At 62.4% G+C, this 13250-nt stretch carries 10 protein-coding genes; 4 read left to right on the top strand and 6 right to left on the bottom strand.

The genetic code is table 11. The features are described 5' to 3' along the window. Positions 1-442 precede the first annotated feature (442 nt). The 3 genes from BUS42_RS27325 to BUS42_RS27315 form a co-directional block, all read right to left on the bottom strand. Positions 443-2344: a DUF7309 domain-containing protein gene (locus BUS42_RS27325; RefSeq protein WP_074312309.1), complete on the bottom strand. Its 1902-nt coding sequence runs from the start codon at positions 2342-2344 to the stop codon at positions 443-445. A 139-nt stretch (positions 2345-2483) separates the two neighbouring features. Next, positions 2484-3041 (bottom strand): DUF3124 domain-containing protein, encoded by a 558-nt coding sequence (locus BUS42_RS27320; RefSeq protein WP_074312307.1) that lies wholly within the window; start codon positions 3039-3041, stop codon positions 2484-2486. 113 nt (positions 3042-3154) lie between these two features. Next, on the bottom strand, positions 3155-3592 hold the full coding sequence (locus BUS42_RS27315) for a hypothetical protein (RefSeq protein ID WP_074312305.1): 438 nt from the start codon (positions 3590-3592) through the stop codon (positions 3155-3157). 321 nt (positions 3593-3913) lie between these two features. On the opposite strand from BUS42_RS27315, the gene BUS42_RS27310 reads away from it, so the two are divergent. The 3 genes from BUS42_RS27310 to BUS42_RS27290 all read left to right on the top strand — a co-directional run bounded on the left by BUS42_RS27310 (position 3914) and on the right by BUS42_RS27290 (position 7560). Then, the gene (locus BUS42_RS27310; RefSeq protein ID WP_074312303.1) at positions 3914-4684 is read left to right on the top strand and encodes an AMP nucleosidase; all 771 of its coding nucleotides are present in this window, start codon (positions 3914-3916) and stop codon (positions 4682-4684) included. A 299-nt stretch (positions 4685-4983) separates the two neighbouring features. Beyond that, positions 4984-5376, top strand: a complete 393-nt coding sequence (locus BUS42_RS27300; RefSeq protein WP_074312299.1) for a hypothetical protein — start codon at positions 4984-4986, stop codon at positions 5374-5376. 357 nt (positions 5377-5733) lie between these two features. Further along, positions 5734-7560, top strand: a complete 1827-nt coding sequence (locus tag BUS42_RS27290; RefSeq protein ID WP_074315389.1) for a sulfatase-like hydrolase/transferase — start codon at positions 5734-5736, stop codon at positions 7558-7560. 227 nt (positions 7561-7787) lie between these two features. On the opposite strand, the gene BUS42_RS27285 is transcribed toward BUS42_RS27290, so the two are convergent. Genes BUS42_RS27285 through BUS42_RS27275 form a run of 3 tightly spaced genes read right to left on the bottom strand, consistent with a single transcriptional unit; the run spans position 7788 to position 11153 of the window. Continuing rightward, a complete protein-coding gene (locus tag BUS42_RS27285; protein WP_143206530.1) occupies positions 7788-8183 on the bottom strand; it encodes a hypothetical protein in 396 nt (131 codons plus the stop codon). Positions 8184-8191: 8 nt separating this feature from the next. Next, a complete protein-coding gene (locus tag BUS42_RS27280; protein WP_074312293.1) occupies positions 8192-9685 on the bottom strand; it encodes an arylsulfatase in 1494 nt (497 codons plus the stop codon). Positions 9686-9728: 43 nt separating this feature from the next. Next, on the bottom strand, positions 9729-11153 hold the full coding sequence (locus BUS42_RS27275; protein WP_074312291.1) for a sulfatase family protein: 1425 nt from the start codon (positions 11151-11153) through the stop codon (positions 9729-9731). Positions 11154-11713: 560 nt separating this feature from the next. Between BUS42_RS27275 and BUS42_RS27270 the strand changes: the two genes are divergently transcribed. After that, the gene (locus BUS42_RS27270; RefSeq protein WP_074312289.1) at positions 11714-12970 is read left to right on the top strand and encodes an MFS transporter; all 1257 of its coding nucleotides are present in this window, start codon (positions 11714-11716) and stop codon (positions 12968-12970) included. Positions 12971-13250 lie beyond the last annotated feature (280 nt).

Genomic DNA, 13250 nt, shown 5'->3' with positions numbered 1-13250 from the left:
AGGGGAGTGCGTGTAAAGGTGTGAATAAGATCGATCGTGAGAGGCTTGGATCGAGGTGCGCGTTCAGGAGCCCACGGCGCGGAAAGCTCACAAAAAGGAAGCGGCCTTCCCTCCGCGGTGAGCACACCATCGAATCCGATCGAAAAGGGACGTCCCCGCGGCGGCCAAGATTTCCGGCGACATTAAGCCTCAAGAGGCGAAAGGCTGGCCAATCTCGGGCGGGAGCGATCGATCCGAAAAACCAGCACTGATCCCCGGCAAGATGGAGACGCTGGCGAAGCGAGGTGACAGCTTCGATTATGCGCCCTGGTCGTGGGAGGGTCAAGCGACCGCGGCCCTTCGCCATCGACAATCAACAAAAGATGTGCTGGACGACTCACATTATTTCAGAAAAATCCTTTCGTCCGCGAATTTGAGCGCGGACGAAGGGTGGCCAGCCGCCTCAACCGTCTACCCAGGAAAGGACCAGCCGGAGCTCGCCCGAAGCGACCGTGACCGTCGCCTCGAACGGTGTGAGGTCGTCCAAGGGATGCCGGGCCACGAAGTCGGGGATGGTCCGCAGGCAACCTTGCATCAACTCGAGTTCCCAACCGAACGGAGGGCGCATCGACAATCCGCGTTCCTTGCGAAAAATCGACGGATAGGCTTCGGGATTCACCACCTCCCAGCCGTACTCCGCGATGGCGTCCAGGTCGCCGTCGGGGATCCCCGACTCGTCGTCATAGGTGACGGTCAGGGCGACCGTCTCGCGTGCATTGTCCTCGTCGGACATCCGGCCCTTCCAGAGTTTCTTGAGCACCTTGAGGTCATCATAGAGCGCCAGCCCAAAGGTCAGGCCGCTCTGTCCCATGACGACCGCAAACCGGGGGCCACTTTCGACCCGGTCACATTCCACCCGGATGGCCGACTCATAGCCCAGCTTCCGCCAAGGCGCCCTCCGGTAGAACTCGGCCGCCGCCTGATAGAAACCGGCAACCATCTCGGGGGTAACCCCGGGCATGTCGAGCAGGCTCGGAGGCTGGTCGCCGACCAGGGCGGTCTCAAGCTCCGCAAAGACGAAATCCAACTGGTCGAGCGCGGGCACGGTCTCGACCTCGATCCCGATCGCATTGAGGTGGGGCGTGAGGGACTCCCACCACTCACCGGCAAGGACTTGCAATTCCGTGGGACGATGCGCTTCCCCCATGATCGGCGTCTGCATCGCGCTGGCCAGTTGATCCCAGAGCCAATCCGCCGTGGGAGCGTCTTCCACAACGTTCTGTGTCAGGATCAGGTCTTGGCTCCGGCTGGAAACAATCACGACCCAGGGGTGAACGAGCGTGCCGTCGATCTCGGTCCGGGAACGAAGCTGGCGGACATCCGCCTGCCAGACGTCGAACTCCTGCGGAAGTCGGAGCAACCGTTTCTGGACCAAGGGGAGTGGCCCTTTCGATTTCGGCTGGCGCGACTGCGGTGCTTTCGCCTTCGAGCCGGCCGCTTTGAGCCAGCCCAGCGCACCCGGCGTCGATTTCCACCCGCCCATGGCGGCACCGGCATAGAGGATGGCCTCGTTGACGTCGCCAAGCTGATAAAGGCCGGGCTGTTCGCGCGGCATCGGCTTTTTGCCGAGCAAATAATCGGGAACGAACCGGTTGATTCGTTGGGCTTCCTTGAGCTGGTTCTGGGAGCTGGGCGCATCGCCATCCCGGCGAAACGCCAACAGCGCTTTGGTGTAGGCCCAGGCGGCCGTCGCCTCGTCGAACGCGTCAAGCAGGCGGACGAGCTCGTCGAACCGATCCATGTTGAGGAGCCAGCCCGCGAGGATGTAGCGTACCCCTTGGTTGTCGTTCGGGTTGAGCGCGAGCATCTCCTGGAGGTGCGCGATCGCCTCATCGCGATGCCCCATGGTCCAGAGCACATCCGCGAGGCCGAGCCGGGCACGCATATAGGGGCGGGTTTCGTGGAAACCCCAGAACTGCCCCGCGTGAGCCTTGAAAAAATCGGGGCCCAGGGACCGCTCGCCGGCCTCGACCCCTTGGCGGTAGAACTCCAGCGCCTCCTTGCGGGTCTTGGCGCACTCGCCGAGCAGAATGTAGGCGTCAGTACAGTCGGGCGACAGAGCCAGGGCCTTCCGAGCGAGCGCGGCACGTTTCCGGTTGTCGGTGACTTCCAACGCCTGGAACATGAGTTCCTCTGCCTGTCCCTGGGGCGTGTCGGGCGCGTGGCTGCCGGCCATCTGGCCGAAGAAACCCCGCATCGCTTCTTCCAGGGCACGGTGATCGGGAGTCTCGGGCAGAGGCTCGGCTTGCTCCCGCGTTGGAAGCGGCTTTTTCGGGGCCTTCTTGCCGGGTTTCTTCTTGGCCATCGACCGATCCCCGCTTCGTGTCATCACCGGAATGGACCGCAATGACCCATCTTAGCCGGAACGACGACGAATCGTCAGGTCCAGAGCCGGTTCAAAATCCAAGCAAGAGAAAAGGGCAGGGCAGTGGCATCGGTCGTCCCTATCGTTCCGCGACGACGCGACCGGGGCAGACGAACGAGATCCCTTGGGTGCTCGCCGTCCCGATCATCACGGCCTCAGCCACGGGGGCACTGACCGATCGTTCGGCCACCCACTCGAGCAGGTAGCTTGCCGAGGAGCCGCCGGTCGTGTCGTTTTCCTCGACAAAGAAATCCATCGACGCCAACGGGGCGATCCGCAATGGCTTCTTGAGCGTGTCGCGGACGAGGCGGCCGTCTCGGTCGTGGTACTTCACCGAGACGAGGATGATCGGCTGAACCTGATCGGTGTTCCGCACGCTGAGCGTCACGGCCAGCCGAAACGGACGCGCATCGTCCGAGGTAAAGACGTGGGAATAGACCGGAACATAGACCGTTTGCCCCGCCACGGCCTGAAAGTCAGGGCCGATCGCCACCTCGGTCACGCCCAACCGAGGTGCGCCGCCGAGCGGCGAAGCAAGGCCGTTGGATCCGGCCCCGGGAGCCCCCCCGAGGCCGCACGAAGTGCCTGAGCCAAGGAGGCCCGCCAGCAGAATCGCGGCGGCATTGGTTCTACGCATGTGACAACCGAATTCTCGAGCCCGGACTGAAGCAGAGCCTTTCTGTCAGAATACCACAGGTGTTCCCCGCTGACCCGGTCGCTCCCCTCGGTTGGCTCCGGCCCCTCTCAAGCTCAGGTCCTGAGCGCTCGAGCCACGGTGGTCAACATCCCGAAGACCAGGACAGCCAGGCTCAACGAACCGACCACGAGGATGCCAAGAGTGACCTGGGCGGGCGAACCGCCGAGCGTTGCAACGAACCGGATCCCACCGATCATCACTCCTAAACAAGCAAGATCACCGAGGTACTCCGCCCAACGCGCCCGCGCGGGAAGCTTGAGCAAGTCAATCCGCCTGACCAGCATCCCCAACATGAGGAGGAGCAAGGCCAACACAAACGCCACCCCAAGCCCGACGAAGAAATCGGATCGACTGCCCGGGTGCCGGACCAAGGCCACGACCGACAGCGGCAGAATGACGACTCCCGCGAGGCAGCAAACCCATTGCCCCAGCTTGGCGTCGAACTCGGCCCCGCTCAGCTGACGCCGGAGTACGCTCGGCAAAAAACGCATCGGAATCCTCCCCCTTGGACCAGCTCAACACGCCCGCGGTTGCCGCCCCTCATGCCCGCTTCCGACAGCCTATGACATTTGCCAGAGGAATACAAGCCGCGTCCGCTGGCCATTGGCAAAATCGAGTGGGAGCTCGTGAAGCCGTCACGTGCCGATTCGAGCCGCGGTAGAATAAGAGTCGAGAGCGGTTTTCCGGAAGTCGGGGGTACGACTCGCTCCGCGGATGAAATCAAAAAATGCGGGCGGGGTGGCTACGGTCCCAACGGGAGGCCAACCGGGCCGGAGCTGATCCCAGCGCGAGGACTTCGAGAGGGCTCGGTTGTGAGGACGAAGGAAGAGATTGTCAGAGACTGGCTGCCTCGGTACACGGGGCGTCCCCTTGAGGAGTTTGGCCAGTACATCTTGCTGACCAATTTCACCAAGTATATCGATCTCTTTGCTCAACGATTCGGCGTCGAGGTCGTGGGGCGGGACAAGCCGATGCAGTCGGCCACCGCCGAGAACATCACGATGCTGAATTTCGGGATGGGAAGCGCCAACGCAGCCACCGCCATGGACCTGCTCTCGGCGATCGCCCCCAAGGCGGTCCTCTTCCTCGGGAAATGCGGCGGCCTCAAGAAGGCGAAGGTCGGCGACTACATCCTGCCGATCGCCGCGATCCGCGGCGAAGGCACGAGCAACGACTACCTGCCCGCCGAGATCCCCGCCTTACCCTCGTTCCGGCTGCAAAGGGCCGTCTCGGCCATGATCATCAAACACGGCCTCGACTACTGGACCGGCACCGTCTACACCACCAACCGCCGGGTCTGGGAACACGACGACACCTTCAAAGAATACCTCCGCAAGAGCAGAGCCGCGGGAATCGACATGGAAACGGCCACCATTTTCGTGGTTGGCTTCGTGAACCACATTCCCAAAGGCGCCCTCCTCCTGGTCTCGGACAGCCCGATGACCCCCGAAGGCGTCAAGACCGGCCTGAGCGACGTCACCGTCACGGCCCAACATGTCGAAAAACACCTCCAGATCGGCGTCGACTCGCTGATCGAACTGCGCGACTCCGGAGAGTCGGTCGAGCATCTTCGCTTTGAATGAGCCAAGGGAACCAAGCCGCGACACCGAAAAGCAACAAGACTTGCAGCCTCACTCACTCCTTATTTTTTCACAATATCCATTTCAATGGATCCCGATTATTTCCCATGCATGGTCACTTTGTGCAACGACTCGGCGCGCACGACGACACGTGGAGTCACCGATTGCGACACCATCGCGGGGCAGGCTAAACTGAGGGGGAATCCGACGGACTGGTGACGTCCGCCGCCTCCAATCGAGAGTTCGTGCCAGCGAGGCGCTCGCTCTCCCTTCCGAGTCGTCATCATCGAGCCTGGATCCTCATGACGTCCGACTCCCCCCGCCACGAACGACTGCTCGCGGTCATCAGCCAGATCGCCTTGGTCGCATCGATCACGGTGTTCCTCACGTTCTGCTACCGCGTCGTTCAGCATGCCATGCCACGGCGGGCGACCTCCGGGATCCCGGTCGAGCGGCCAGACGAAAGGCGACGAGTCTTTCATCCCACCGGCTTCTCCCTCATCCGGCCCGAGTTTTGGGAGTCGGCGATCGTCTGGGACAAAGCGCACCCGGACGAGGGGGGAATCAAACTCTGGTCGCCCTCCAACGTCAAGCCAGAGGCCACCCTGGACGTCGCCAAACTCACGACTGAGCCCCCCTCCAAGGCCGGCTCCAGACGATCCGGTTCCAGGGCCAGCCCGCTCGGATCGCGATGACTCACCGCAAATCGGAATTCCTCGAACATCCGGGCCAGCTCACCGTCGAGCTTGCATTTCATCGCGACGATTCCTACTGGCTGTTCCGATATTTCCTTTACCACGACCAACCGACCATTCCGAAACGCATGTGGGAATACATGGAAACTTTTTCACCTCACGTCTCGAGAACCCTGCAGGCAGACGACGTTGGCGACCAAGGGTTTCCTCGAAGTTAATGCATGCTCATTTTTTATTCCACCTCCCAACCCATCAACTCCGTCGCAGTCCGCGGTCACCCGCTTCGCAACCCAGTCCCCACTGAGGCCACGAATGTTCACGTCATCCTTTTTTCGTGTAATTCGGTTGATCCTCCCGGTGTTGGCTTGGTTCCAGGCCGCCTCGGCCCGGGCCGACGCTCGGCCGAATCTTCTCTGGTTGACCAGCGAGGATCACGGACCGCAGATGGGCTGTTACGGTGACCAATACGCCAGCACCCCGAACGTCGACCGACTCGCCGCCAAGGGGATGATCTATACGCACGCCTGGTCGAATGCCCCGGTCTGCGCTCCGGCCCGGACCACGATTATCTCGGGCCTCTACCCACCGAGCACCGGGGCCGAGGCGATGCGGAGCTTGGTGGCTTATCCCAACGGTAAGGCGATGTTCCCCCACTATCTCCGCCAGGCGGGATACTACTGCACCAATCAGAGCAAGACCGACTACAACCTCAAGGAACCGGGCTCGACCTGGGACGTCTCATCAGCCCGCGCCCACTGGAAGAATCGTCAAGGGAACCAGCCGTTCTTCGCCGTGTTCAACTCGACCAAGAGCCATGAGAGCCAGATCCGGACCCGGCCGCACACGCCGATCCACGACCCCGCCAAGGTCCGCGTTCCCGCCTATCATCCGGATACGCCCGAAGTGCGTCGGGACTGGGCCCAATACTACGACCAGGTCAGCGCGGCCGACGCCGACGCCGGCGCGCGGCTCAAAGAACTTGACGACGCCGGGCTCGCCGAAGAGACGATTGTTTTCTACTACGGAGATCACGGCTCGGGGATGCCGCGAAGCAAGCGCTGGCCGTTCAACTCGGGCCTGCACGTGCCGCTGGTCGTCTACATTCCCGAGAAGTTCAAGGCGTTGCGGCCCCCCGAATACCAGGCCGGCGGCAAGTCGGACCGCCTCGTCAGCTTCGTGGACCTGGCGCCCACGGTCTTGAGCCTGGCGGGGATCGAGCCCCCCTCGTGGATGCAGGGGCACGCATTCCTGGGTCAATACCAGGCCCCCGCGCAGCCCTTCGTCTACGGATTCCGGGGGCGGATGGACGAACGATACGACCTGGTCCGCAGCTCGACCGACGGTCGTTACGTCTATATTCGCAATTACATGCCTCACAAGATCTACGGCCAGTACCTCGACTACATGTTCCAGACACCCACCACGCAAGTCTGGAAGCGACTCCATGACGAGGGACGACTCACGCCCGCGCAAGACGCCTTCTGGAAGACGAAGCCGGCCGAGGAGCTATACGACCTCCAGGCCGACCCCGACGAGATCCAGAACCTCGCCGCGGCACCAGGGCAACAGGCGATCCTCGCGACCCTGCGCCAGGCGCATCGGGCCTGGGAGACCAAGATCTGCGACGTCGGATTCCTGCCCGAAGGGGAAATCCAGAGCCGCTCCCGCGGTTCCTCCCCCTATGACATGGGCCACGATGAGGCCAAGTATCCATTCCGCCGCGTGTTCGAGACCGCCGAGCTCGCCTCGATGCTCGCCCCCAGCGCGATGCCCGGCTTAAAGACCGCGCTCACCGACAGTGACAGCGCCGTGCGCTACTGGGCCGCTCTTGGTTTCCTGATGCGCGGCGGCGAAGGGGTTCGCACGGGCCATGAGGAGTTGGCCCGGGCACTCGATGATCCTTCCCCCTACGTGCGGATCGTGGCCGCCGAAGCGCTTGGACGGTACGGGGACGGCATCGACCTCGGGCGCAGCCTCTCGGTGCTGGCCAGCCTCGGCGACGGGTCGAAGAACGGTTTCTTCGTCACGATGTCAGCCCTGAACGGCATTGGCGCCCTCGGTGACAAGGCCGCCCCGCTCCGCGAAACGATTCGTCAATTCCCCCCGAACGGGCCGAGTCCCCACTCCCGGTATGACAGCTATGTGCCCCGTCTGCTTGAGGAGCTTCAGGAAAAGAACAAATGAACCGCCGCGTCAGAGTGGATTTGCTCCCCTCGAGGCGCGGCGAGGCACCCGCAGCCCAAGAAATTCAACCCATATAACCAAATGCAATCATTAACTAATTTGAACGCATTTTTATGGCGGAGTTGACGACTCGCAATCGGCTTCCTATCGGAACGAAGCAAGGTCACCTCATCCCTCGCATTCGTCATGTTCAAGAGATTCCCTCCGCAGGACGCCAGGGTCGATCTCTACCACAGGCAACGCCTCAACAGGATGGCAATCGGGATCGCCACAAAGGCTGAAAAGAGGACCCCCACGAGGGAGGACAATCCGAACTCGGGGGGAGCGTGCATTTGGGGCATGTTGAAGGCAGGCATGAGGCAGAGCCCGGGAATTAGGGAAAGCCCGAGGATCGTCGCTGCAACCAGGATCGAGACGACGAAGGTGCGAATCACCACTGATGGGCGGATTGGCAAGCCCATTGCCCGAGCCTGATTGATCGCACCGGCCGTTCTGATCTGTGCCAGGGAGAGTATGCCAGTAATCAAGAAACCGAAAGCGGGATGCAGCTGGAACGCCGCCAGGCAAAAACCGGCGAGTATCACCAGGAACATCAGTGCTCGAACCGTGAGACGAACCGGCATGGCCGTTATCACTGCGTTCCCAGCTTCGAATCGGCCTTCGTCGCCGCACCGTTGTCGCGGGTGGGATCCATGCGCAGGCGGAGGGCCTCGTCGGGTCCGCTGCCGAACTGCTTCCAGTAGCGTTCCTTGAACGGGTTGACCTTGGGACCGACGGCCGCTTCGTTCTCCAGGCAGGGGAGAATGTCCCGCCACCAGGTGTCGTAGGCGGACCGGAGGCTGGCGACCACTTCGGGGTGCTCGGCAATCACGTTCTTCGACTCGCCCGGATCGGCCTCGAGGTCGTACAACTCGGCGTTATTGACGAGCGAGTAGCGACCGTTACGGATCGAGACGTTTGCATGCTTTGCCTGCTCGACCTGGCCCCGATTCCAGCGACCCACGTGAGTGACCAGCGTTCGGTCGGGCCAATCGGCCTGGTGATCCTTCAAAAGCGGCAGCAAACTTCGGCCTTCCACCTGGTTGCGCAACGACTCGGAGAGCGGTAAACCGACAATCTCGGCCAGCGTCGGGAATATATCGAGATGAGCCGCGAGTGCATTCACCTCGGCGTCCCCCTTGAACCCTGACGGCCAGCGCCAGAAGGAAGGGACGCGCGTCCCTCCTTGGTATGGAGTCCCCTTGGTGCCGCGCATCCCCGCGTTATAGGTCTTGGTTCCCACAGTACCGCCGTTGTCGGTCATGAACACGACCAGGGTGTTGTTCTCGATCCCCCAGGCCTTGAGCTTTGCGATCAGCATGCCAAAGTTGTCATCGATGTTCTCGATCATCCCATAAAACTTCGCCACGTTGACCGGCACCTGGCCGGCGTGGCGTTTGGCGTACGCTTCGGGGCAATCGAGCGGAGCATGGGCGGCGTTGGGGGTGATGTACGCAAAGAAAGGCTCGTCTCCCTTCCGCTCCCGATCGATCCACGCGAGCGCCTGACTGAAGAAGAGGTCGGTGCAGTAGCCGGTCGTCTTCTCGAACGTGCCGTTGTGCAGGATGGCGGGGTTGAAGTACGAGTTGCCGGGAGCATCGCCGCCGCTCCCCGGATAGGTCTGGCCGATGCCGCCGGCGCCGTGGATAAAAACCTCGTCGAACCCACGCTGACCTGGCTGATAGGCATCCTCATCGCCGAGGTGCCACTTACCGAAGACTCCGGTGGCATACCCACGAGATTTGAGGACTTGAGCAAGAGTCGTCGCCTTCAGGCTCAGCCGCTCGCGCTCGAGGATCGTATGCGTCACGCCCGACTTGAACTCATGGCGGCCGGTCATCAGGGCGGCGCGCGTCGGAGCACACGTCGGGCTGGCGTGGAAATCGGTGAAGCGGACCGCTTGCTGGGCGAAGGCATCCGCGTGGGGCGTCTGAATGATCGGATTGCCCAGGCAGGAGAAGTCGCCGTAGCCAATGTCATCGACCATCACAAGGACGATGTTCGGGCGTAGAGGACTGGCGGCGTGGGCCAGGCTGCCGCAGGCCAATACCAAGGACACCGCGATACGAAGTTCATGTCGTCTCATCAATCATCACCCCTTGGCCGATTCCGAGGGAACCGCAACGCATTCAGGGCTGGGGGAAGTCCGCATAGCTCGGGTAGGTGTACCCGACCGCCTTTTGCTGGCTCGCGAACTCGGCCTCCATCTTCTGGCGGAGGTCCTGGTGGGCAGGATCGCTCGCCAGGTTCGACTTCTCGTAGGGGTCGGCCTTCAGATCAAACAGTTCGGTCCAGTCGGGATGGCCCGGATAGGTGATGAGCTTGGCGTTCTCGGTCCGCACGGCCAGGATCGTGGGGGTGCCCGGGAAGGCACGCTCCTGGAAATACTCGTAGAACCAGGCCGTACGCCAAGCGTCGGGCTTCCCTTCAAGAAGCGGGCGCCAGCTCCGGCCTTGCATCGCCTTGGGGACGGGGACACCGGCGAGGTCGAGGAAGGTGGACGCAACGTCGATGTTGAGGACCATGGAATCGACGAGCTTGCCCTTCTTGACCAGTCTCGGGTAGCGCACGAGCAAGGGAACCCGCAGGCTCTCGTCGTAGGCGGAACGCTTGTCGCCCAGGCTGTGTTCGCCGAGGTAGTAGCCATTATCGCTGGTGAAGACCAGAACGGTGTCCTCGGCCAACCCAAGTTCATCGAGCGTGGTCATCAGCCGCCCGAGGTTGTCATCGGCCGCTGAGACACATCGAAAATAACCGAGCTTTTCCCCTGGCCGTGGCGCACCTTGCTTCTTCTTGGCCGCGGCAGGCTCGGCGGTCGCCCGGTAGATCGGCCGTACCCCTTGGTTGGCCGCCGGCCTGGGCGTTTCGCCGGCAAACCGATCGTGGGCGCGGTCGGGAGGGTCAAACGGCCCGTGGGTCGACTTGAAGCCGACAACCAGGGCGAACGGTTTGGCCTGGTTCTTCTTGAGGAACTCGACGGCGAAATCGGTCGAGCGATCGTCCACCCAACCCGTGGTCGGCGTCAGCTTGCCGTTGACCTCGAACGGGCAATCGACATATTTCCCCTGGCCAATGAAGCTCACCGACTCATCGAAGCCTGGCCGCTTGCCCTTCTGGCCATCCATGTGCCACTTGCCGACATAACCGGTCGTATAGCCCGCGGCTCGAAGGAGCGAAGCATAGGTCACACTGTCGGTGGGAAACGGAGTCTGGTTGTCGGCGATCCCATTGTGGTGGCTGTAGCGACCCGTGAGCATACAGGCACGGCTCGGAGCGCAGAGCGAGTTGACCACAAACGCATTGCGAAACCGCACCCCTTCGGAGGCGAGCCGGTCCATGTGCGGCGTCTGGAACCAGGGGAAGCGAGCTCGATCTCCCTGCTCACGCTGGACGACGCTCATGGCGTCGTAGCGCTGGTCGTCGGTGAATACGAACAGGAAGTTGGGCCGCCCCGGCGCCGGCTCGGCCGCGCGAGCCGCCTCAGGGACGGGACTCAGCCCGAGCATCAGGCAGGAAAACGAAATGGCTCGGAGCGCAAGCAGGGAACGACGCATCGTCAGATCGCCCTTGGAAATCGAAGGTCCAGCAAAGAGACCGACCGGTCCGCCCGAGCCAACGGATCTCCGTTGACAGCGACGACCTTAACACGGGCCGGTAAGGCAGGCAATCGTCGGCGACCCACGCCGTAGATCCCCTGGGACAGGGGAGCCCGGACCTGACGTACGATCTCCCCCTTAACGGCAGAGCATCGCAACGTTCGTACAGTACAACGTCGGCGAAAACCGAGAAGAATCAGACGAGCCACAGTAGACGCAATCGGTAGAATGACGTGGGGTATCCTCGATCGGTCGTCCTGTGCAGTCGCCCACACTCCTCCTCCCCCCAGGACAATGCAAAACCGCGATTCGGCCAAACATCGATCGCATTTGCGGGGCGACATATCGGTTCAGCCATTCCGGAGAGTTGGCGTTCCCATGGCACCTTAACCTGGACCATGAGTTGCGGGGCGAACCTTGGGGACCTGTTCTTGTGTCGTCGCCTCTGAACGACCGGGCGGCAAAGCGATCAGGATGGATGGCCGACCTTTCTCGGCCGACGCAAGGGGTTTGAGCTGATGGCGACCAGTAGTAACAGCGGGGCCGTGGCCGAGACGGAACCGAGTCGGCAGCCGGCGACTGCGGTGGGCGAGGGGACCGTGTTCGCCGTCCTGGCGGCGCTCAGTGTCTCGCACATGCTCAACGACATCATGCAGTCGCTGATCCCGGCGGTTTATCCGCTCCTCAAGGAGCAGTATCACCTGACCTTCACTCAGGTAGGGCTGATCACGTTCACGTTCCAGTTGACCGCCTCGCTGCTTCAGCCGCTCATCGGCCTCTCCACCGACCGCAAGCCGCGCCCATACTCGCTGGCCACCGGCATGGTCTTCACCCTCGTCGGCCTGATTCTCCTGTCGATGGCGCACCATTTCGTGCTGATCCTGATTGCCGCCGCCCTGGTGGGCATCGGGTCGTCGGTGTTTCACCCCGAGGCCTCCCGAGTCGCCCGGATGGCCTCGGGCGGGCGCCACGGATTTGCCCAGTCCTTGTTCCAGGTCGGTGGAAATGCCGGATCGGCGATCGGCCCGCTGCTGGCCGCGTTCATCGTGGTCCCTTGGGGCCAGGCGAGCATCGCCTGCTTCTCGATCGCCGCGGTGGTCGCGATGGTCGTCCTGTTCGCCGTGGGCCGGTGGTACGAGGCCTATCTGCATGCCAGGAAGTCCGGCCGCCTCAGCGCGGCGCATGACAGCCACCGAACCGGTCCCTCGCGCGCCCGCGTAATCTCGGCGATCGTTATTCTGCTCCTGCTCATCTTCTCGAAATACTTCTACCTGGCCAGCCTGAGCAGCTATTACACCTTCTACCTGATCGATCGGTTCGGGGTTTCGATCCCGACCGCCCAGATCTATCTGTTCATCTTTCTGGGATCCGTGGCGGCGGGCACGATCGCCGGCGGCCCCGTGGGAGACAGGATCGGCTTCAAGGCGGTCATCTGGGTGTCGATCCTCGGCGTGCTGCCGTTCACCCTCGTCTTGCCTTATGCGAACCTGTTCTGGACGGGGGTGCTCACCGTTCCGATCGGCGTGATCCTGGCCTCCGCCTTCTCGGCGATCATGGTCTACGCCCAGGAGCTCATGCCCAGCCGCGTCGGCCTCGTCGCCGGCCTCTTCTTCGGATTCGCGTTCGGCATGGGCGGCCTGGGTGCCGCCGTCCTGGGCTGGCTGGCGGACAAGACGAACATTCAGTTCGTCTACCGCGTCTGCTCGTTCCTCCCCCTGGTCGGTCTCCTGGCCGGGTTCTTGCCCAACCTGGAAAAAAAGCGGGCTCACGCCTGAGCGTGAACGGATTCCAGCGAGAAAACCTCACCTCGGAATTCGCAAAAAAGAAAGAAGCCATTCCTTGAATGATTTCAAGGAATGGCTTCTTTCTTTTCCGTAGCTTCCCCTCTCACTCCAGCAGTTTACCGACGAACTGCACACACGCCTGTCAGTGGGGTTACCCATGTGTGTGCGGCCGGAGTCTTCGACCCCGGCGCAAAGGTCAAAAGACCGGGGTCAGAGACCCGAGCCACACGCACGGCGAGCGCGTCCGGCCAAATCGATTCGGCAATCCTGG

It is taken from the genome of Singulisphaera sp. GP187 (genome assembly GCF_900129635.1).
Taxonomy (GTDB): Bacteria; Planctomycetota; Planctomycetia; order Isosphaerales; family Isosphaeraceae; genus Singulisphaera.
This window is presented reverse-complemented; position numbering and strand designations above follow the sequence as displayed.